We start from the raw sequence: 21,176 nt of genomic DNA on the forward strand, positions 1-21,176 counted from the left end.
TGCGCGACTTCGTCGCCGCTTGGGACAAGGTCATGAACCTCGATCGGTTCGACCTGGCGTGATCCCGGCGTGCGGTCCACCCGCGGGTGGACCGCACGCCGGGATCACGCCAGGTCGAACCGATCGAGGTTCATGACCTTGTCCCAAGCGGCGACGAAGTCGCGCACGAACTTCTCCCGGGCGTCGGCGGAGCCGTAGACCTCGGCGACGGCGCGGAGTTCGGAGTTCGAGCCGAAGACCAGGTCGGCGCGCGTCCCGGTCCACTTGACGCGGCCGGTCGAGTCGTGCGCCTCGAAGGTCGTCGAGGTCTCGTCGGTCGGCTTCCACGTCGTGTCCATGTCGAGCAGGTTGACGTAGAAGTCGTTGCTGAGCGCACCCGGCTGGTCGGTGAGCACGCCGTGCGGCGAGTCCTGGTAGTTGGTGCCCAGCACGCGCAGACCGCCGAGCAGGACGGCCATCTGCGGCACGCTCAGCGACAGCAGGTTCGCCTTGTCGATGAGCAGGTGCTCACCGGGCAGCGCGACGCCCTTGCCGAGGTAGTTGCGGAACCCGTCGGCGGCCGGCTCCAGGTGCGAGAACGACTCCGCGTCGGTCTGCTCCGCGGTCGCGTCCCCGCGGCCCGGGGTGAACGGGACCGTGATGTCGGAACCGCCGGCCTTGGCGGCCTGCTCGACACCGACGACACCACCGAGCACGACCAGGTCGGCGAACGAGACCTGCTTGCCGCCCGCGGCGTTGAACGCCTGCTGGATGCCTTCCAGCGTGCCGATGACAGCCGCGAGCTGCTCGGGCTCGTTGACCTCCCAGCTGCGCTGCGGCTCCAGCCGGATGCGGCCGCCGTTGGCACCGCCGCGCTTGTCGCTGTCCCGGTAGGACGATGCGGCCGCCCACGCGGTGGAGACCAGCTGGCGCACGGTCAGCCCCGACTCGGCGATCTTGCCCTTGAGCTCGGCGATCTCGGCGTCACCGATCAGCGCGTGATCCGGCTTGGGGACCGGGTCCTGCCAGATCAGCTCCTCGGACGGGACCTCGGCCCCGAGGTAGCGGTCGATCGGGCCCATGTCGCGGTGGGTCAGCTTGAACCACGCCCGCGCGAACGCGTCCGCGAACTGCTCCGGGTTCTCCCAGAACCCGCGCGCGATCGGCTCGTAGATCGGGTCGACCTTCAGCGAGAGGTCCGTGGTGAGCATGTTCGGCGCGATCTTCTTGGTGGAGTCGTGCGCGTGCGGGACGGTGCCCTCGCCCGCGCCGTCCTTCGGCTTCCACTGCCAGCCGCCGCCGGGGCCCTCGAACAGCTCCCACTCGTAGCCGAACAGGTTCTCGAAGAAGCCGTTGCTCCACTGGGTCGGCGTGGAGGTCCAGGTGACCTCCAGACCGCTGGTGATCGCGTCGGCGCCCTTGCCGGTGCCGTAGCTGCTGCTCCAGCCCAGGCCCTGCGCCTCCAGCGGAGCCGCCTCGGTGTCCGGGCCGAGGTTGGAGTCCGGGGCGGCGCCGTGCGTTTTGCCGAACGTGTGGCCGCCGGCGATCAGCGCGACGGTCTCCTCGTCGTTCATCGCCATCCGGCCGAACGTCTCGCGGATGTCCCGCGCGGCGGCGACCGGGTCCGGCTTGCCCTCCGGGCCCTCCGGGTTGACGTAGATGAGACCCATGTGCGTCGCACCCAGCGGCTGCTCCAGCTCGCGCTGCTCACCGCCGGAGATGCGCTGGTCGCTGCCGAGCCAGGTGGTCTCGGAGCCCCAGTAGACGTCGGTCTCGGCCTCCCAGACGTCCTCGCGACCGCCGGCGTAGCCGAAGGTCTGCAGACCCATCGACTCCAGCGCCACGTTGCCGGTCAGGATCATCAGGTCGGCCCAGGACAGCTTGCGGCCGTACTTCTGCTTGACGGGCCACAGCAGCCGGCGCGCCTTGTCCAGGCTGACGTTGTCCGGCCAGCTGTTCAGCGGGGCGAACCGCTGCTGGCCGGCACCGGCACCGCCGCGGCCGTCGCTGACCCGGTAGGTGCCCGCGCTGTGCCAGGCCATCCGGATCATCAGCGGGCCGTAGTGCCCGAAGTCCGCGGGCCACCAGTCCTTGGAGGTGGTCAGCACCTCCTGGATGTCCTGCTTGACCTCGGCGAGGTCCAGGCTCTTGAACTCGGCGGCGTAGTCGAAGTCCTCGTCCATCGGGTCGACCGCGGGCGAGTTCTTGGACAGGATCTTCAGGTTGAGCCGGTTCGGCCACCAGACGCTGTTGCTGTCCCCCTGGGTCGGGTGCGGCAGGCCGCCGCCGTGCGCAACCGGGCAACCGCCGGTCGTGGTGTCAGGGCTGTCAGTCACCGGAAATCCTTTCGGGATCATGGGCGTGTTCAGGAACGGATCCGGGCGTGCATGCCGGGCACAGCCCCCAGAAGACGACCTCGGCCTCGTCGATGGCGAAACCGCGGGCGTCGGATTCGGTCAAGCAGGGCGCGGCGCCCACGACGCAGTCGACGTCGGAGATCACGCCGCACGAGCGGCACACCACGTGGTGGTGGTTGTCCCCGACGCGGGCCTCGTAGCGCGCCACCGAACCCGTCGGCTGGATGCGGCGCAGCAGGCCCACCGCGGTCAGCGCGCGCAACACGTCGTAGACGGCCTGGTGCGAGACCTTGGGCAGTTCTCCGCGCACGGCGTTGATGACCGAATCCGTGTCGGCGTGCGGATGCTCGTGCACCGCGGACAGCACTGCTACCCGGGGGCGGGTCACGCGCAGCGCGGTCTCGCGGAGCATGCGCTCGAAGTCCGCAGTCGTCGGCATGCGCCACAGCTTGCCGGATAATCTGGAACTAATCAAGTCTATCCGGGCGCGCAGTGGCGAACCGCGGACGCGAACCGGCTGCGGCCCCCTGATCCGCCCGGGAAACCGAGGCCGGCGGGTCAGCCCGGGTGGGTCTCGCCGCCGACCGGGGCGAGGACTTCGCCGGTGTAGTAGCTCGACAGGCGCTCGGACGCGAAGAACACGTAGGACGGAGCGATCTCGTCGGGATGCCCCATGCGCTGCATCGGGGTCTGCCCATCCTTCCACCTTCTCTGTGCTGAACATGGAGGGGATCAGCGGTGTCCACACCGGACCGGGCGCGACGCAGTTGACGCGGATTGCGCGGGAGGTCAGCGACTGGGTGAAGGTGTGCACGGCGCCCTTGCTGGCCGAGTAGTCCATCAGCCCGCCGTTGCCGCGCAGCCCGTTGACCGAACCGGTGTTGATGATCGCCGAACCATCCGGGAGGTGCCGCAGCACGGCACAGCCAGAAGACGGCGTACACGTCGGAGGTGCGGTCGAACCGCTCGGTGGTGATCTCGGCCAGGTCGGTGCGCGGCGCCTGCGCACCCGCATGGCTGACCAGCACGTCCAGCCCGCCCATCCGGTCCACGGCCTGCTGCCCGACGTCCTCACCCGCGCCGGCGTTCGGCAAACGCGGGGCTCCCGCCGCCGCCGACCGCGCCGCGCCCGCGGTGCGGGACGAACACCAGGTCAGGAAGCTGCGCGTGCGGCGTGTCGGTAGGCTGACGGTCCCCGAGGCGCGGAGGGAGACCGTTGAGCTCGACCAGCGATGAGTCCGCCGAAGCACCGGATGCCCGGCCCGCGGCCGTCGAGCCGGGCGACCACTCATCGGCACCGGTGCGGGTGTGGCCGCCAGCTGCGCTGGGCCTGGTGATCAGTGCGCTGTGCGCGGTCGGGTTCGCCGCGCTGGCCGGCCAGGTCTCCCGACCGGGCCGGGTGGTGCGGTTGGACCACGGCGTGCTGAACGCGGTCGCGCTGCGCCGGTCCGAGCCGCTCGTCGACGTGTGGGCGGTGCTGACGTGGGTCGGCGACGGGCTGGTCGTCGTTCCGCTGGCCGTGCTCGTGGGCGCGCTGCTCGCCCGCGCCGCCCGCTCGTGGTCGCCGTTCCTGCTGCTGGTGCTCGCCTCGGCCGGGATCGGGCTGGCCGTCGAACTGCTCAAGCGAATCATCGCCCGGCCGCGTCCGCCCGTCCTGGAACACGTGTCCGTGGAGGACGGGTTCGGCTTCCCGTCCGGGCACACCGCGCACGCCGTCGCGGTCTACCTGATGATCGCGCTGCTGGCGTCGGCGATCCTGCGCTCGGGGTGGGCCAGGGCGGCCATCGCGGTCGCCGCGGTCGCGCTGGTCGGCACGTCGATGCTCTCCCGCGTGGTGCTCGGGGTGCACTCCCCTTCCGATGTGTGGGCCGGTCTGCTGCTCGGCGTGGGATGGACCGTGCTGCTGCTGAGCCTCTGGAAGCTGGTCGAGAGCGGTCGCCGGGCCCGGCGCGAACAACCTGGCCCGGCGGGCTGAACGACTCCGCGTTCCCGTGCCTCGTGGCTGAGCCATCGGCGCGGTGACGCGCAGGTACCGCGACGGGTTGACCGCCGCCCTCCGGGGTCCACGCAGCGCTCGGCGGACCGCGAACGGCTTCACCGCCGTCGATCTGGTCTCGGCGCCCGTCATCGCCCTCAGCGTGGTCGCCCTGGCGGCCCTCCTGCTCTACGCCGACCGGGCGCCGGCGCTGCGCAACCGCGTCGCCCCGCGCATCCCAGCCGGCGCGGCGCCGGTCGTGACCACCACCGTGACGGCCAGGAGCAGGCGTCCCGGCACCCACCCGCCGTCGTCGCCATGCCCCGGTCGGCCGCCTACCTGGGAGCGGCCGCTTGCCTCGTTCCCGCCGCGGTCATCCTTCGCCACGACCCTCCGACGCGCCTGGCCCGTCGACCCCCGCAGGAGCGCGCAGCACCGTCAGCGTTGACACGTCCGCACAGCTCGCCGAGATGCCGCCCTCATGGCTGGGGCGGTATGGCGATGCCGTAATCGTTGATCTTGCGATAGATCGTCGCTCGCGAAATCCCGATGGCGCGCGCGGCTCTGCTCCGGTTCCCGCCGTGTTCGGTCAGGCTCGCCACGACGGCGTCGCGCTCCATGGATTCAAGCGGGGTGAGCACGCGCCGGTTTTGGCTGAAGCACTGCGCGGGGAGATGTTCGGCAGTGATGAGCTGGTCGTTGGTCTTGCGGGCGACGGATCCGATGACGTCGGCGAGCTCTGCGACGTTTCCCGGCCACGAACGGCGTTTGAGCACGTGCAGCGCGTCCGTGGTGAAGTTCGCACCCGCCCGTTTCGTCGCGCGCCGCAGCAGCAGCGCCGCGATCTCGTCGAGGTCGTCGATGCGGTGGCGCAGCGGCGGTACCTCGATGGTCTGCGTGAAGAAGTTCGCGATGTCGTCGAAGCCGTGGGTCGTGGGATGCGACCTCGTCGCGGCCACCCAGATGCGGCGGTCCTCGGTGGCGGCTTCCGTGAGGATGTGCCGCAGGCGTTCGCGATCGGAGGGACCGGCGTCATCGAGGTGGACGACGAGCAGGCTTCCCGAGTCCTGGGTCGCGGTGTCCTCGGCCGCCTTCCAATCGGCGGTGTTCACCGTGCGCATGTCGAGCGCGTGCACCTGCTGGGACGGGTTGTTGGAGCGGTGGATCGCCCGAGCCAGGGCGCTCTTGCCGGTCCCGGCTTCGCCACCGAGGAGCGCCCAGGCGTTGTTGCGGTAGTGCTCGTGGAGCGCGCGAGCGCACTTCTGGAGCGCGGTGCTCGATCCCCCGATCCCCGGCGGAGGCGGGGATGGCCGCGAAACGGCACCGGAGGCGAGGGCGGACTGCGCGTTGCGCTGGAGGCGTGCCACGGTGGCGAAGTTCTGGTCATCGAGGTTCTTGGCGTGCACGCGACATCGCTGCCCGTCGAGCAGTTCGATCTCGAACGGGCTGTCCGAACGGCGCGCGCTGCGTTCGCGGAGGCGCTCGACGAGCAGGTTCTGGTCTTGCGTGCTGAGGTCGGCCCTGGCCTGGTCGTTGACCATGAGCACGTCGTCGCTGACCGCCAGCACGGCGTCTTGGCAGCGACGGGTGATGCGCAGGTATTCCTGCAGCAGGTGGATGTCGTGGCCGCGGTGCTGGTGCAGCAGGGCGGTCTGGATGTTCTGGGCCGCACCGGTGGCCATGCTCAACAGCAACGGGTTCGCGTCCTTGGCGAAGCAGGTGATGTCGACGACGCCTGCTACCGACCCGGTCAACGGATCCAGCACCGGGACGCCTGCGCAGGTGAGTTCGATCAGCGGCCCGGTGAAGTGCTCTTGCTCGTGGATGTGCGCCGGTTGCCGGGCTTCGAGCGCGGTACCGATTCCGTTGGTGCCGACGAACTGCTCCGCATACGTGAATCCGGGGGCGAGGTAGACGCTGTCGAGGTGGTGGCGCAGGTCCGCTTTGCCGACGCGACGGTCGAGGATGCATCCCCGCGGGTCGGTCAGCACGACGGCCACCGGCTGGTCGGCGATCTGGTCCTCCAAACCGCTCATGAGTGGCCCGGCCGCGCTGACCAGCGAACCGTCCGCGTCGACGTCATCGCGGTACGGCACTTCCAGGCTGTCGCAGCTCACTTGCCATTCAGCGGATCGCTGCCACGAGGAGAAGACGAGTTGCCGGGTCTGGACGGATTCGTTGCTGAGGAAGCGTTCTCGCGCCTCGCGGTGGGCATGACCTGGTGTGGTGGGAGTGTCATGCCCCGGCGGAGACGAGCGGTCAGAACGGGTGCTCATCGCGAGACTCCTACGGGTGGCCACGGAGATGGCCGCGCGGTGCACCGGGCACCGCACGCCGACCGGTGTGACTCCGATCATAGTACGCGACCGAGGTCGCGCATTGTCTCATATTGAGATGTCGCCATGCGTTGGCCGCATGTGTAATTCGTGCCATACCGGGCGCCGCGACGACCTACCCGGATTCGCCGCACGCACGTAGGAGGCAGGGCGTGAGCCGACAAAGCTTGAGCAAAGCGCACCAGAAGATCACGGAACTGTCCTGGGAACCGTCCTTCAAGACCCCGGCGCAGCGGTTCGGCACGGACTACAAGTTCGAGAAGTCGCCGAAGAAGGACCCGTTGAAGCAGATCATGCGCTCCTACTTCCCCATGGAGGAGGAGAAGGACGATCGCGTCTACGGGGCCATGGACGGCGCTATCCGCGGGAACATGTTCCGCCAGGTGCAGGAGCGCTGGATGGAGTGGCAGAAGCTGTTCCTGTCGATCATCCCGTTCCCGGAGATCTCGGCAGCACGAGCGATGCCCATGGCCATCGACGCGGTACCGAACCCGCAGATCCACAACGGCCTGGCCGTGCAGATGATCGACGAGGTCCGGCACTCGACGATCCAGATGAACCTCAAGCGCCTGTACATGAACCACTACATCGACCCGGCCGGGTTCGACATGACCGAGCAGGCGTGGGCCAACAGCTACTCCGGGACGATCGGCCGGCAATTCGGCGAAAGCTTCATCACCGGGGACGCCGTGACGGCGGCCAACATCTACCTGACGGTCGTGGCCGAGACCGCCTTCACCAACACGCTGTTCGTGGCGATGCCCGGCGAAGCCGCGGCCAACGGGGACTACCTGCTGCCGACCGTGTTCCACTCGGTGCAGTCCGACGAGTCCCGCCACATCAGCAACGGCTACTCGATCCTGCTGATGGCGCTGGCCGACGAGGACAACCGCCAGCTGCTGGAACGCGATCTGCGGCACGCGTGGTGGAACAACCACTGCGTGGTCGATGCCGCGATCGGTACGTTCATCGAGTACGGGACCAAGGACCGCCGCAAGGACCGCGACAGCTACGCGGAGATGTGGCGGCGCTGGATCTACGACGACTACTACCGCAGCTATCTGCTGCCGCTGGAGAAGTACGGACTGGAGATCCCGCACGATCTCGTCGAAGAGTCCTGGAACCGGATCGTCAACAAGTTCTACGTGCACCGCGTGGCGCAATTCTTCGCCACCGGCTGGCCGGTCAACTTCTGGCGCATCGACCCGATGACCGATCAGGACTTCGAGTGGTTCGAGGAGAAGTACCCCGGCTGGTACGCCCAGTTCGGCCGCTGGTGGGAGGAGTACAACCGGCTGCGCTACCCGGGCCGCAACAAGCCGATCGCCTTCGAGGACGTGGGCTACGAGTACCCGCACCGCTGCTGGTCGTGCATGGTGCCGTGCCTGATCCGCGAGGACCTGGTCGTGGACAAGGTCGACGGGCAGTGGAAGACCTACTGCTCCGAGACCTGCCACTGGACGGATGCGGTGGCCTTCCGGCCGACCTACGAGGGTCGTGCGACCCCGAACATGGGACGGCTCACCGGTGTTCGCGAATGGGAAACCCTGTATCACGACTGGGATCTCGCCGACGTGCTGCAGGACCTGCAATACGTGCGCGACGACGGCAGGACGCTGATCCCGCAGCCGCACTTGGACCTGGACGACCCGAAGAAGCTCTGGACGCTGGACGACATCCGGGGCATCCGCTTCGCGAGCCCGAACGTGACGCTCAACGAGATGTCCGACGAGGAGCGCGAACAGCACGTGGCCGCGTACCGGGCCAACCCGAACGTGTCCGGCTGAGCGACATCCCGCGCGATCGCCCGTCGGCGGGCGATGCCGGGTGGCCGGCCGCGGCTCCGCCCGCGGGTGGCCACCCGGACGACCGGGCGAGCACGTCGCTGCCCAACGAGGAAGTGAGATCATGGGTGAAGCTCACCGCATCCGCTTCGAGCCGGTCGACATCGAGATCGAGGCGACCGAGGACGAGACCGTGCTCGACGCCGCGTTCCGGCAGGGAATCATGCCGCTGCACGGCTGCAAGGAAGGCCAGTGCTCCTCCTGCAAGTCGTTCCTGCTGGACGGCGACCTGCAGATGGACCGCTACTCGACCTTCGCGCTCGCGGACTACGAGAGCGAGGAGGGCTATGTCCTGCTGTGCCGGGCCCACGCCTACAGCGACCTGGACATCGAGCTCATCAACTACGACGAGGACATGCTCCGGGCCGGGCTCCCGGTCGTCACGGTCACCGCTCGCGTCGAGGCGATCGAGGCGTTGACGCACGACATCAGCCTGTTGCGGGTTCTGGTCAGCGGGCCCGATCAGTTGCGATTCCATCCCGGGCAGTACGTGGACATCGGGATCCCGGGCAGTCCGGAGCACCGATCGTTCTCCATGGCGAACCTCCCGAACGATCGCGACAGCGGACTCGATTTCATCATCAAGCGCTATCCCGGAGGGAAGTTCTCCGGTTTACTCGAAGGTGAGCTTTCCGCGGGCGACCCGCTGGAGATCACCGGACCGTACGGCACCTTCACCCTGCGCGCTTCCTCGGAACGCAGGTTGGTGTTCATCGGCGGTGGCGCTGGCATGGCACCGATCCTGTCGGTGCTGCGCCAGATCGCGGCCAAAGGCGGGTTCGACCGGGAGGTGGTCTTCTACTACGGCGCCCGCACCGAGGCCGACCTGTTCCTGCTGGATGAGATGCGCGCGCTCGACCGGCACATCCCGAACTTCCGGTTCGTCCCGTGCCTGTCCGACACCGCCGACGCGGATTGGGACGCGCTCGGTGTCGACGGTTGGTCCGGAACGGTCACCTCCGTCGCTGACGAATCCGAGGCGGCGCTGGCCGAATCCGATGTCTACATGTGCGGCCCGCCGCCGATGATCGACGCAGGACTCCAGGTCCTGGAGGCGAGATCGGTCCCGCAGGAGCAGATCTTCTACGACAAGTTCACCGTGTCCGCCGAGGCGGGATGACGAGTCGGCGCGCAGGAACCGACTGACTCAACGCTCCCGCCACGTTCACAAGGGATGGTCCGTATGGCGATCCAGGACAAGAGCAAGCAACGCAGCTTTCCCCAACCCGAGTTCACCGATGCCGAGGCCGGCGCGGTGGAGTTCCCGAGCTCGCAGAGCCGCAGCTTCAACTACTTCGCCCCGAAGAAAAAGCGGGCGACCGTCTACGAGGACGTCACGGTCGACGTGCAGCCGGACACCGATCGCTACCTCAGCCAGGGATGGATATACGCCTTCCGCGACGGCCCGGGTGGTTATCCGCTCGACTGGACGAATCTGAAGTCCTCCGACTGGCACGCGTTCCGGGATCCCAACGAGGAGTGGGAACAGACGATCTACCGCAACAACTCGAATGTCGTGCGGCAGGTCCAGAACAACCTGGCGAACGCGAAGACGGCCAACGCGTACGCGGGGTGGTCGCGCGGCTGGACGCGGTTCGTGGAGCAGCACCTGGGCGCGTGGATGCACGCCGAGAACGGGTTGGGCATGCACGTGTTCGTCGCGGCGCAGCGGTCCGGACCTACGAACATGATCAACACGGCCATCGCCGTCAACAGCGCGCACAAGCTCCGGTTCGCGCAAGATCTCGCCCTGTACAACCTGGACCTGAGCGAGTCCGTCGACGGTTTCGACGGGACGGCGCACCGCGACGTCTGGCAGTCGGAGCCCATCTGGCAACCGACCAGGGAACTCGTGGAGAACCTGACGGCCATCGAAGACTGGGGCGAGGCGCTGTTCGCGACCAACATCGTCTTCGAATCCCTGATCGGGGTGCTGTTCCGCAGCCACCTGGTGATGCAGATCGCGGCCCGCAACGGCGACTACGTCACGCCGACCATCGTCGGAACCGGTGAGAACGACTATGAGCGCGACCTGAAGTACACCCGCGAGCTCTGCACCCACCTCACCGGGGACACCGCCCACGGGCCGGCGAATCGCGAGGTGCTCCAGCGGTGGGCCGACAAGTGGACTCCGATGTGCCGCGATGCCGCGCACGAACTGCAGCCGATCTGGTCGCAACCGCAGGAGAAGGTCATCACCTTCCGGGATTCCTGGGACAAAGCTGTGCACGGCTTCCGCAGCATTCTGGCCACATTCGACCTCGACGAGCCGAAGGAGTTGACGGGATGAGCGCGAAGAGGAGATCGACCGGGAACGAGACGGCTTCGGACCTGTGCGGCGTCACGCTGATGAACAACCAGAACGGGCACGCGGTCGCCGAGATCATGGCGCGCAAGGACGACGTCTCAGTGGACCACCTGCCTTCCATGATCCGGGTAGACGGTCGAGGCACGCTGGTTTTCGACTTCGACGAGATCACCGAAGAGCTGGGAACCGAGTTCGACCAATCCGACTTCGAGGAGATCATGTCCACCCACTACGGGCGCATGGTGCACCTCGATGACAAAACGATCTTGTTCGCCAAACCCGAGGACGCCGCCGAGTACATCGATTTCGATCTGCAACCCGTCCGGTAGCGAACCCGCACCGGGAGCGGCCGCCGGACGGAGCAACCCCCGGCAGCCGCTCCCGGGGCCGAGGACCCCTTCCCCTCCCCTTCTTTGGAGTTGCGACGAACGATGCCACCGCGAATCAACACTCCGTTGCTCGAAGGAGTCTGGCAGGCGCTCGAAGGGGTCGGGCTCCAGAGTTGCGCGAACCCCGACCCGGCCGGGGGCCGTATCACCGCCCTGTCCGTCGACCGCGACGAGCTCCGGGTACTGCTGCGCGTATCTGCGGTCGTGCTGCACCGCGACGATGGCCGAATCCTCACCGAAGTGGAGGACGTGCGTCGCAGGATCCCGGGACTGTCCGGGATCAGCGTGGAGGTCAAACCCCACCTGGCCGCGTCCACGCCTTCCGGAGGAAAGGGGGCGCAGCTCTGCGGACTGCCTCCGCCCACCGAGCACGGGTCCTGCTTGAGCAGGGCTCAGCGCGACCGGTCCCTGCTGGGCTGGTTCGTCGAAGAGGCCGAACTCGGAGCTGCGCACCACTCGAACGCACGGGAAGATGAAGGCCCCACCGCACGGGTCCTGATCCGGGCCGGGCTCGCCGCATCGGTCGAGGAAGGAACCGGTGTTCCGCGCAGTCCGCTCGGCGCGGCCTGAGCGGAGAGGGCTCGTTCCTTCGCACGTTTCCGCGACATCACAGCTACACGAGAAGGAATGCGGTTATGCCAAAGGATCTTCGCTTCAACGTCGACGCGCGGAAGTTGCTCGTATCGGGGGTGGACGCGCTCGCCGATGCGGTCAAGGTCACCTTGGGGCCCAAGGGGCGCAACGCGGTGATCGAGAAGCTCACCGGCCCGCCCAGCATCACCAACGACGGCGTGACCATCGCGCGGGAGATCCAGTTGAAGGACCCCTTCGCCGACATGGGAGCCCAGTTGGTCAAGGAGGTGGCGAACAAGACGAACGGCGTAGCCGGTGATGGCACGACCACGGCAACGGTTCTGGCCCAGGCCCTCGTCCACGAAGGGCTGCGCGCCGTGGACGAAGGTTCCAATCCGATGGTGCTCAAGTCCGGGATCCAGCGCGCGGTCAACGCGGTGATCGCGAACCTGCGCGCCGAGGCGCTCCCGGTCTCGGGCAGGCAGGACCTGGCGCACGTCGCCACGCTCTCGGCCAACAACGATCCCGAGGTCGGCGAAACCGTGGCGGTGGCCATGGAGCACGTCGGCACGACGGGGGTTGTCACCGTGGAGGAATCCCCCGCGTTCGGTCTCGACGTGGATTTCGTGGACGGCTTCGAGTTCGACCACGGCTACATCTCGCCGTACATGGTCACCGACCAGGACCGGATGCAGACCGTCTTCGACGACGCCTACATCCTGCTGACCAACGAGAACATCGACCACGTCCAGGCGCTCATGCCCGTTCTGGAGCAGGTCACGCGCACCGGCAAGCCGCTCGTCGTGCTCGCCGAAGACGTCCGCGGTCCAGCCCTGGGAATGCTGGTGCACAACAACGTGCACGGCACGTTCCGCTCCGTCGCGGTTCGATCTCCCGGTTTCGGCCATCGGCGGCTCGAACAGCTCGGCGACATCGCGGCCTTGTGCGGCGGCCGCGTGATCAGCGCGGACGCGGGCCTGTCCCTGGACTCGGTGAAGCTGGAGCACCTGGGCCGGTGCGCGAAGATCACCGTCACGGACAACAGCACGACGATCGTCGGTGGATCCGGCGACGAGTCGCTCGTCTCGGCGCGCATCGAGCAGCTCAAGAACGAGCTCGAACGAGCCGAGAACCCGCACGATCAGGACACGCTGCAAGAACGGATCGCACGGTTGTCCGGCAGCGTGGCCGTCCTGCGCGTGGGTGCGGCCACCGAGGTGGAGCTCCAGGAAAAGCAGCACCGCGTGGAGGATTCGGTCTCGGCGACGCGTGCCGCTACGGAGGAGGGCATCCTCGCCGGCGGTGGCACGGCACTGGTCAAGGCCGGCGCCGCGCTGGATTCGACCGACGTCGGCGGCGATGTCGCTCTCGGTTACGAGATCGTCCGGCGCTCCCTGCCCGAACCGCTGCGCTGGATCGCCATCAACGCCGGTTACGACGCCGACGAGGTGCTCGAGCGAGTCGCCTCCTCCCCGAGCGGAGCCGGCTTCAACGCGCTGACCGGCGAATACGGCGACATGTTCGCCTTCGGGATCACCGATCCCCTCAAAGTCACCCGCTCGGCGTTGGAAAGCGCTGCCTCGATCGCCTCCCTGCTGTTGACGACCGAGACGCTCCTCGTCGAGGAGAACCTGCAGAACCCGGGGGCGATCACTGCCCCGGGCTTCGGGGACCTGGCCGAGGGCATGGTGCGCCCTTCCAACATCGCCTGAGCCGGCCGGCCGCCACCACCCGGAGCTGCCGGCCCCCGGTCGGCGGAAGCTCGTGGGGCTTCGGTTGTGTCGCGGCGACCGCAGCCCCACGAGCGCCACAACACCCTGAACGCCGCAGCGCCCACTCGGAGGCCATCATGAAAGCGATCCGTCTGCACTCCTACGGCGAGAAGCCGGCTGTCGAGTCCGTGCCCGACCCGGCCGTCGGGGCGCCGCTGGACGTGCTCGTCGACGTCGGCGCGGCGGGCGTGTGCCGCACCGATCTGCACATCATCGAAGGCCAGTGGGCGCAGAAGAGCGGCGTGGCGCTGCCGTACGTCATCGGCCACGAGAACGCGGGCACCGTCCGGGAAGTCGGCTCCGCGGTGAACAACGTGCGGCCCGGCGACAAGGTCATCCTGCACCCGCTGGTGACCTGCGGGCTGTGCCGGGCGTGTCGCAGCGGCGATGACGTGCACTGCGAGAACTCCACCTTCCCGGGGATCAACGCGGACGGCGGCATGGCCGAGATGCTGCAGACCAACGCCCGGGCGGTGGTCAAGCTGGACGACGGGTTGGCGCCTGCCGATGTGGCCGCGCTCGCCGATGCCGGCCTCACCGCCTACCACGCGGTGCGCAAGGCGCTGCCCCTGCTCTACCCGGGGGCGCACGTGGTGATGATCGGCGCCGGTGGACTCGGGCACATCGGATTGCAGTCGCTGGTGGCCCTCACCCCCGCTGAGATCACCGTGGTGGACCGTTCACCGGAGGCCCTCGAACTCGCCGCCGGGCTCGGGGCACAGCACACAGTCACCGCCGATGGCGGGCAGGTCGACGCCGTCCTGGACATCACCGGCGGCAAGGGCGCCCAGGTGGTGCTCGACTTCGTCGGGGAGAACGGCACGGAGGCCGACGGGGTCGCGATGACCCGCAACGCGGGCTCGTACTTCGTGATCGGGTACGGCGGGGCGGTCAACGTGCCCACGATCGACATCATCTCCCGCGAGATCAACGTGATCGGCAACCTCGTCGGCTCCTACAACGACCTCGAGGAGCTGATGACGCTCACCGCGCAGGGCAAGGTCTCGCTGCGCACCCGCACCTACCCCCTGGACGGAGCGCTCGACGCGCTCGCCGACCTCGACGCCGGGCGCATCCCCGGCGGCCGAGCCATTCTCGTTCCCTGACCGTCGCCACCACGGAGGACACCATGTACGCCAAGGACGGAGCCGAGTACTTCATCGTCGACAGCCACGTCCACTTCTGGGACGGGACCCCCGCGAACCAGGCCAACCGGTACGGCGAGGGCTTCCTGAACTGCTTCTACGACTACCACCGCAACCTGAGCCCGGAATCGGAGCTGTGGACGTTGGAGCAGTTCCAGAAGCAGACCGAGGACAAGGTCCTGCACGACCTGTTCGAGGTGGGTTACGTGGACAAGGCCATCATGCAGCCCACCTACCTCACGGACTTCTTCGTCAACGGCTTCAACACCACCGAGCAGGACGGTGCGCTCGCTGAGAAGCACCCGGACAAGTTCATCGTCAACGGCGCTTGGGATCCCCGCGACGGCGAACCCGGTCTCGCAGCGCTGGAGCAGCTCGCCGAACGCTGGCAGCTCAAGGGGATCAAGCTCTACACCGCGGAGTGGAAGGGCGAGTCCAAGGGCTGGAAGCTCTCGGACCCGTGGTCGTACCGCTACCTGGAGAAGTGCCAAGAGCTCGGCATCCGCAACATCCACGTGCACAAGGGACCGACGATCTACCCGCTGAACCGGGACGCCTTCGACGTCGCCGATGTCGACGACGTGGCCACCGCTTTCCCTGACCTGAACTTCATCATCGAGCACGTCGGGCTGCCGCGGCTGGAGGACTTCTGCTGGATCGCCACCCAGGAGCCCAACGTCTACGGCGGGCTCGCGGTGGCGATGCCGTTCATCCACAGCCGCCCGCGCTACTTCGCCCAGATCATCGGGGAGTTGCTGTACTGGCTGGACGAGACCCGCATCACCTTCGCCAGCGACTACGCGATCTGGACGCCGAAGTGGCTGGTGGAGAAGTTCGTCGACTTCCAGATCCCGGAAGACATGCAGGGCGAGTACGGGACCCTCACCACCGACATCAAGCGCAAGGTCCTGGGTCTCAACGCCGCCGCGCTCTACGACATCGAGGTGCCGGCCGGGATGCGCGCCGGCGAGCCCGAGGTGCCCGCTTCTCGCGATCCGATCGCTGCGGAGCGGAACGAGGGGGCGATGACGCCATGACCGCCGCGGTGAGCTTGAAAGGTGAGGTGTGGCGCGCGCTGGGCACCGTGCTCGACCCCGAGCTGGACCAGCCCGTCACCGAGTTGGAGTTCGTGGCCGAGGTGCGCGTCGACGGTGCCGACGTCGACGTCGATCTGCGGTTGCCCACGTACTTCTGCGCGCCGAACTTCGCGTTCTTGATGGTCGCCGATGCGCACGACGCGGTGAGCGAGCTGGACGCGACGGCGCGGGTGCGGGTGCGGCTGCTGGACCACTTCGCCGCCGAGGAGATCAACGCAGGAGTGGCGGCCGGGGACGGTTTCGACGCGGCCTTCCCCGGTCTTGCTACCGGCGAACTCGCGGAACTGCGCACGACGTTCCTGCGCAAAGCGCATCTGGCCTACCAGGAGCAGCTCGCGCAGCAGCTGCTGCGCGACGGGGTCGCACCCGAGGAACTGGTGGCCCGGCGGCTCGCCGAGGTCCCGGCCGGTGCGGCGTTGGAACGGCTGCGCCGGCGCCGCGACCAGCTCGGGCTGCCCTCCGGGCCGGATGCTCTGCTCCTGATCGACGAGCGAGGCGATGCCGTCGACGTCGAGGAACTGCCGGTGCGGCTACGGTTCGCCCGCACCACGCGGGTCAGCATCGAGGGGAACGCCGGCTGGTGCCGCGGTCTGCTGGGCACCCGATATGGGCGTTCCGCGGGCTGAACCCGATCAGCCGCCGGAGCCGTAGGGCCTGGTCAGGATCTCCAGGTTGTGCCCGTCCGGATCCTCGAAGTACAGGCCGCGGCCGCCGTCCCGGGTGTTGATGCTGCCGGGTTGTTCGTGATGCGGGTCCGCCCAGTAGGCGACACCGCGGTCCTGCAGCCGGTCGAAGATCGCGTCGAACTCGGTCTCGCTGACGAGGAAGGCGTAGTGGCTGGAGACGACGTCGCCGCAAGTGTCTTGGAAATCGAGGGTGACGTCGTTGCCCGTTCGGACCGTCGTGAACGGTCCGAAGGTTTCCGGTGCCGGTAGCGCCAGCACATCGGCGAGGAAGCGCGCGGACGCGTCCTTGTCCGTCGCGGAGATGATCGTGTGATCGAGTTGCACCGACATGGTCGACCCCCTGGTGCCGCGGGTGCGCTTGTTCCCAGCGTAGGAGCTTGCGCACCCTCGATCGAGGGGTGCGGCGCGCTCAGGCGGGCAGCGGACCCGGCGGGGTGAGGGCGGACAACCGGTTCCGCACGCGGTCGAGCAACTCGTGCAGCAGCCCGTTGATCCGGTGCGGGTGTTCGACGATCGCCATGTGCCCCGCGTCGTCGAGCATGGCCAGGTCGGCCCCGGGGATGGCCCCGGCCAGCGCAGTGCTGTCGTGCGGGGCGATGGTGTCGTCGCGCCCGGCGCCGACGACCAGGACCGGGATGCTGCCGAGCCCGGGCAACGCGGCGAACTTGTCGTGCGTGAGAAATTCCGGGATCAGCGCCAGCAGCGCTTCGATCGGACGCGCGCGGGTCAGCTGCAGCACGAAGTCGACGACCCCGGGCCGCAGGTGCGCCGGGATCCGGGTGCGGGACAGCAGCCGGGCCGCGTGGCGCAGCACGTGGCAGCAGCTGCGGGTGACGCCCATCCGCGCGAGCGCGCGCAGCACCAGGTTGGCGATCTCCGGCGGGATGACCAGTCGCGCGTTGACCGGGCCGGCCGAGGTGGTGACCAGGGCCGCACCGGCCACCCGCTCGCCGACGAGCTCGGGGCGCTGCTCGGCCAGGGCCATGATCGCCATCCCGCCCATGGAATGCCCGATGAGCACCACCGGACCGTCCGGGCAGGTCTGTTCGAGGACGGCGGCGAGGTCGGCGCCGAGCTGGTCGATGGTCATCGACGCCAGCGATCCGGCGTCGGACCGGCCGTGGCCGCGCTGGTCGTAGGACACGAGCCGGAGGTGCTCGCCGAGCGCGTCCCGCTGGAAGCCCCACGCTTCGCGGTCCATCACGTAGCCGTGGCAGAACACCGCGGTCAGCGGGGCGTCCGGATCCCCGTCGACGCGCGCGTGCAGGAGCGTGCCGTCGGGGGCCCGCACCACGACCGGTCCGGGTGGATCCGGCGCGGGGGCGGGTGGAACAGACGTGCGGGCGGCGGGATCCACCCGCCGCCCGCGGCGTCGAAAGGAGGTGGTGGTCCGCCGGAGCCGCTGGGCTCCGGCGGTCACCGCCCGCCGCAGTGCAGCGGCGGACCGAGGCGGGGTCACCAGGGGCTCACGCCGCCGTAGAACTTGTCCGCGGAGAGCTCGTGCTGCTTGCGGTAGACACCGTCGCCGTCGAAGCTGCCCTCGCCGTTGGTGTTGCCCTCGATGGTGGTCACGGTGTCCCCGTTGACCTCCTCGACGATGGCGATGTGCGAGCTGGAGCTGGCGCTCTCCGGGCCGGTGCCGAACAGCAGGACGTCGCCGGGCTTGGCGTTGGACAGCTCGTCGCTGCCGTAGGCGGTGCCCTTCTCCTGGCCCTGGGTGTAGACGTTGCCGGTGAAGGCGTATTCGTCGTTGTTGACGTCAACGCCGCCCTGGCTCCACATCTCCATGGCGAACAGCGAGCACCAGACCACGCACTGCGAGGAGTACGGCGAGCAGTTGTCACCGGTCTCCTCGGTGCCGATCTCGGCGCGGGCGGCTTCCAGGATCCGCTCACGCTTGGCGGCGTCTTCCTCGGCGGCCTGCTTGGCCGGGTCCGGCGCAGGGGCCGGCGCGGGAGCCGGGGCCGGGGCGTTCTGCCCGCCGAACAGGTCCTGCAGGAGGCTGGTCGACAGCAGGCCCAGCGCGGCCGGCTCGGCACCGACGTTCGGGGCGGCGCTCTGCTGCGCGGCGGCGGGTGCGGGGGTCTGCGCCTCAGCGGCGCCGGCCACCAGGGGCTGGCCGATGCCGGCGAAGACGCCGGTGGCGGCCAGGACGGTCATGGCCTTGCGCGCAGTGCTCTTGGTGCGGCTGCGGGCGGGTTTCGCGGAAGAGGACTCGGGCGCGGCGGTCAGGGCGCGCTCGCCCTCCGTGCGGAACTCGGGCATGATCACCTTTCGGATCTCGGGGGAGGTTCGGCCACCAGCCCGCCGGGGGTGCGGACTCGCCTCTCGGGGGTTGAGGCCCGGTGACCGAACCGGACGTTGCGAACGTAGCGGAGCGTCACCGGCGCATCAACCAATCACCTGATCAGGAGAGTCGAAAACCGAAACCGGCCCGGTGATCAACACATACCGTGTCCACACTTCGGTGATCGGCTCCGGGCGGCGCCGATCGGCGTTCCGGCACCGGTCGACACCCGGCGCGTCCGGCGTTCTCCCTGGTCACCCTCTTCCGCGTCGCGATCACCCGGTGTGGCGTCCTCGATCCGGAACGGGATGGTCCTGGAAAACTCCCAGGTCAGCCGGGAGGCCCCCGAAGATCCACCGGGCCTCCGGGTGAGCTCCGGCACAACCCCGGAGCGCACCGGACGAGTCGGACTCGCGACCGGGATGTCAGCCCGCACCGGCATGATCCGGACCCATGACCGGGATCGAGCGCGGCACCCCGCCGCTGACCGCCGACGAGCGGACGAATCTGGAGAGCTGGCTGGACTTCTACCGCGCGACGCTGCTGCAGAAGTTCGAGGGGCTGACCGAGGAGCAGGTCCGCACGGCGGCCGCGCCACCGTCCCCGCTCACGCTGCTCGGCCTCGTGCAGCACATGGCCGAAGTGGAGCGGAACTGGTTCCGCCGGGTGCTGCTCGGCGAGGACGTCCCGCCCGTCCGGCCGAAGGACGGCGACGGCCGTCACGACGGCGGGTTCGCGCTGACCGAGGACGTGTCCGCCAGGACCGCGCGCACGACCCTGCAGGACGAGATCGCCCGGGCCCGGGCGAACTGCGCCGGGTGCGACCTCGCGCAGACCGGTTCGTTCGGCCGGGGCGCGGTGTCGCTGCGATGGATCTACACGCACATGATCGGCGAGTACGCGCGCCACTGCGGGCACGCGGACCTGCTCCGCGAACGCATCGACGGCACCACCGGCGTGTGACGGCGGTGGTGCCCCCACGGGCGGTTTGCCGGCCTGAACCTGCCGACACCCCGGCCCGGCCCGGACGCCCCGTCGATCGCCGAAGCCGGGGCCGGTCGGTTGCTGGGCTGAGTCGGGTAGGGATGCGCCGCGCGGCGCCTCAGAAGTCGATCTCGGCGCGGTGCTCGTCGGCGAGTTTCTGCAGGTGGTCGACGCTGTCCGAGCGTTCCAGCGCCGCACCGCGCAGCTTGTCCCAAGCGTCGACGAACAGCTCGAAGTCGTCCTGGTCGTCGAGGTAGAGCCCGCCGGCGACGTGTTCGACGAAGGCGAAGTCCCGGGTGCCGTCGGCGAAGCGCATCAGCGTGAAGTCGTTGGGGATGTGCGCGAGTCGCGCGGTGAACGGCAGCACGTGCACCGAGACCTTCGGATAGCGCCGCTCCAGGTCCAGCAGGTGCTCCAGCTGGTCGAGCACGACGGAGGGCTTCTGCCCGCCGGGGATCCGCAGGAACGCGCCCTCGCCGAGGATGAAGCGGTAGGCCGGCGGGCGCGGGAGGTCGAAGACCTGCTTGCGGTCCAATCGGTTGCGCAGCAGCGAGGTGACGTCGTAGGAGCGGTTCTCGCCGAACTGCGTGAGCATGTAGTGCTCGGACTGCAGCGGCCCCGGGATCCGCTCGCCGTGCCAGCTCAGGATCTCCGAGGCCGCTGGTTCGAGGTCGGTGAACGTGCGGAACCACTGCGGCACGGCCGAGCGGTAGCCCGACCACTGCCCGCGCTGGGAGGTGTTGGCGCGGGCCAGATCCCGCATGAGGTCGGCCTCGGAGGGCGCAGCGCCGAACGCGTCGAGCATCCGGTTGAGGTCGGCCATCTTCACCGCGACCGCACCCGACTCGATCTTGTTGACCTTGCCCTGGCCGCAGGCCAGCAGTTCGGCCACGTCCTGCTGGGTCATCGCGGCCGCGATCCGGGCCCGCCGGAGTTCGTTGCCGAGTTGCCTGCGGCGCGAGGTCACCGTGCTCGGCACTGGCCCCTCCGCTTCACGCTGTCACTACCTGCGGTGTCCCGATCACTCTAGTGCACCGCGCGCGGTCGTGTGCGGACGTGGAACCTCACCGAACGTGAACAAGATTATTCGATTAAGCCGAAGAAGAATATTCCCGTGTCAGGCCCCGTCGAAGCGCCCGGACCGCGCGGCACCCAGGAAGGCCTGCCAGGAACCGGGGCTCACGGCCAGCCGCACGTCCCCGGTCCAGCGCTTCGTGTCCCGCACGCCGACGGCGTTCGGACTGGTCAGGTTCACCTCGACACAATTGCCACCGTTCGGCCCGCAGGCCCGCGCGGTGCGCCACCCGTCCGCCCGGAACCCACCGGTGCCGTATTGCGAGCGCTCCCGTTGCATCTGTCCTCCGTCCCAGCGACTCGACAGTGATCATCATGGCACCCTAAGATTAATCTCAACAACACGGGAACGCATCTCGCCGCTTGCCGG

Annotated in this window: 20 protein-coding genes and 1 pseudogene; 11 read left to right on the top strand and 10 right to left on the bottom strand. The window is 68.7% G+C overall.

Going from position 1 to position 21,176, the window contains the following annotated elements; translation table 11 throughout:
* Positions 1-104 precede the first annotated feature (104 nt).
* The 4 genes and pseudogenes from katG to IQ251_RS19775 form a co-directional block, all read right to left on the bottom strand.
* Positions 105-2,315 carry a catalase/peroxidase HPI gene (katG, locus tag IQ251_RS13045; protein ID WP_193928825.1) on the bottom strand — a complete coding sequence of 737 codons (2,211 nt, stop codon included), beginning with the start codon at positions 2,313-2,315 and terminating at the stop codon, positions 105-107.
* Positions 2,308-2,775, bottom strand: a complete 468-nt coding sequence (locus IQ251_RS13050) for a Fur family transcriptional regulator (protein ID WP_193928826.1) — start codon at positions 2,773-2,775, stop codon at positions 2,308-2,310. The genes katG and IQ251_RS13050 overlap by 8 nt, the downstream gene beginning before the upstream one ends.
* Positions 2,776-2,894: 119 nt before the next feature.
* The gene (locus tag IQ251_RS20020; RefSeq protein ID WP_255526600.1) at positions 2,895-3,020 is read right to left on the bottom strand and encodes a hypothetical protein; all 126 of its coding nucleotides are present in this window, start codon (positions 3,018-3,020) and stop codon (positions 2,895-2,897) included.
* Between the two features lie 70 nt (positions 3,021-3,090).
* Positions 3,091-3,351: pseudogene (locus IQ251_RS19775) on the bottom strand (SDR family NAD(P)-dependent oxidoreductase); the annotation flags it as partial.
* Positions 3,352-3,552: 201 nt separating this feature from the next.
* On the opposite strand from IQ251_RS19775, the gene IQ251_RS13060 reads away from it, so the two are divergent.
* Entirely contained in the window at positions 3,553-4,311 is a 759-nt protein-coding gene (locus tag IQ251_RS13060) for a phosphatase PAP2 family protein (RefSeq protein WP_228046766.1), read from the top strand.
* A gap of 479 nt (positions 4,312-4,790) precedes the next feature.
* Here the strand turns inward: IQ251_RS13060 and IQ251_RS20285 are convergent, their stop codons facing one another.
* Entirely contained in the window at positions 4,791-6,668 is a 1,878-nt protein-coding gene (locus IQ251_RS20285; protein ID WP_502362406.1) for a sigma-54-dependent Fis family transcriptional regulator, read from the bottom strand.
* Positions 6,669-6,799: 131 nt separating this feature from the next.
* Here IQ251_RS20285 and IQ251_RS13070 point away from each other — a divergent pair, with 131 nt between their 5' ends.
* The 9 genes from IQ251_RS13070 (at position 6,800) to IQ251_RS13110 (ending at position 16,401) form a co-directional block, all read left to right on the top strand.
* Complete coding sequence (locus tag IQ251_RS13070) at positions 6,800-8,434, top strand: ferritin family protein (RefSeq protein ID WP_193928829.1); 1,635 nt, start codon at positions 6,800-6,802, stop codon at positions 8,432-8,434.
* A 121-nt stretch (positions 8,435-8,555) separates the two neighbouring features.
* Positions 8,556-9,611, top strand: a complete 1,056-nt coding sequence (locus IQ251_RS13075) for an FAD-binding oxidoreductase (protein WP_193928830.1) — start codon at positions 8,556-8,558, stop codon at positions 9,609-9,611.
* A gap of 63 nt (positions 9,612-9,674) precedes the next feature.
* Entirely contained in the window at positions 9,675-10,781 is a 1,107-nt protein-coding gene (locus tag IQ251_RS13080) for an aromatic/alkene monooxygenase hydroxylase subunit beta (protein WP_193928831.1), read from the top strand.
* Positions 10,778-11,128: a propane 2-monooxygenase effector subunit MimD gene (gene mimD / locus IQ251_RS13085; RefSeq protein WP_193928832.1), complete on the top strand. Its 351-nt coding sequence runs from the start codon at positions 10,778-10,780 to the stop codon at positions 11,126-11,128. The genes IQ251_RS13080 and mimD overlap by 4 nt, the downstream gene beginning before the upstream one ends.
* 126 nt (positions 11,129-11,254) lie before the next feature.
* On the top strand, positions 11,255-11,758 hold the full coding sequence (locus IQ251_RS13090) for a hypothetical protein (protein ID WP_193928833.1): 504 nt from the start codon (positions 11,255-11,257) through the stop codon (positions 11,756-11,758).
* Between the two features lie 65 nt (positions 11,759-11,823).
* Positions 11,824-13,473, top strand: a complete 1,650-nt coding sequence (gene groL / locus IQ251_RS13095) for a chaperonin GroEL (RefSeq protein WP_193928834.1) — start codon at positions 11,824-11,826, stop codon at positions 13,471-13,473.
* Between the two features lie 137 nt (positions 13,474-13,610).
* A complete protein-coding gene (locus IQ251_RS13100; RefSeq protein WP_193928835.1) occupies positions 13,611-14,639 on the top strand; it encodes an NAD(P)-dependent alcohol dehydrogenase in 1,029 nt (342 codons plus the stop codon).
* A gap of 23 nt (positions 14,640-14,662) precedes the next feature.
* Positions 14,663-15,715, top strand: coding sequence for an amidohydrolase family protein (locus IQ251_RS13105; protein WP_193928836.1), 1,053 nt, complete (start codon positions 14,663-14,665; stop codon positions 15,713-15,715).
* Between the two features lie 8 nt (positions 15,716-15,723).
* On the top strand, positions 15,724-16,401 hold the full coding sequence (locus IQ251_RS13110) for an iron-sulfur cluster assembly protein (protein WP_370591375.1): 678 nt from the start codon (positions 15,724-15,726) through the stop codon (positions 16,399-16,401).
* A 6-nt stretch (positions 16,402-16,407) separates the two neighbouring features.
* Here IQ251_RS13110 and IQ251_RS13115 read toward each other — a convergent pair whose 3' ends face one another.
* The 3 genes from IQ251_RS13115 to IQ251_RS13125 all read right to left on the bottom strand — a co-directional run bounded on the left by IQ251_RS13115 (position 16,408) and on the right by IQ251_RS13125 (position 18,726).
* Positions 16,408-16,791, bottom strand: coding sequence for a VOC family protein (locus tag IQ251_RS13115; RefSeq protein WP_193928838.1), 384 nt, complete (start codon positions 16,789-16,791; stop codon positions 16,408-16,410).
* Positions 16,792-16,870: 79 nt separating this feature from the next.
* Positions 16,871-17,755, bottom strand: coding sequence for an alpha/beta fold hydrolase (locus tag IQ251_RS13120; protein ID WP_193928839.1), 885 nt, complete (start codon positions 17,753-17,755; stop codon positions 16,871-16,873).
* Positions 17,756-17,916: 161 nt separating this feature from the next.
* Positions 17,917-18,726 (bottom strand): CHAP domain-containing protein, encoded by an 810-nt coding sequence (locus IQ251_RS13125; protein WP_228046768.1) that lies wholly within the window; start codon positions 18,724-18,726, stop codon positions 17,917-17,919.
* Between the two features lie 475 nt (positions 18,727-19,201).
* Here IQ251_RS13125 and IQ251_RS13130 point away from each other — a divergent pair, with 475 nt between their 5' ends.
* A complete protein-coding gene (locus tag IQ251_RS13130) occupies positions 19,202-19,711 on the top strand; it encodes a DinB family protein (RefSeq protein WP_193928840.1) in 510 nt (169 codons plus the stop codon).
* A gap of 139 nt (positions 19,712-19,850) precedes the next feature.
* On the opposite strand, the gene IQ251_RS13135 is transcribed toward IQ251_RS13130, so the two are convergent.
* Together IQ251_RS13135 and IQ251_RS13140 are read right to left on the bottom strand one after the other, a co-directional pair.
* On the bottom strand, positions 19,851-20,711 hold the full coding sequence (locus tag IQ251_RS13135; RefSeq protein ID WP_193928841.1) for a helix-turn-helix domain-containing protein: 861 nt from the start codon (positions 20,709-20,711) through the stop codon (positions 19,851-19,853).
* Between the two features lie 138 nt (positions 20,712-20,849).
* On the bottom strand, positions 20,850-21,086 hold the full coding sequence (locus IQ251_RS13140; protein ID WP_193928842.1) for a DUF397 domain-containing protein: 237 nt from the start codon (positions 21,084-21,086) through the stop codon (positions 20,850-20,852).
* Positions 21,087-21,176 lie beyond the last annotated feature (90 nt).

The organism is Saccharopolyspora montiporae (assembly GCF_015209505.1).
In the GTDB taxonomy this organism is placed as follows: domain Bacteria; phylum Actinomycetota; class Actinomycetes; order Mycobacteriales; family Pseudonocardiaceae; genus Saccharopolyspora; species Saccharopolyspora montiporae.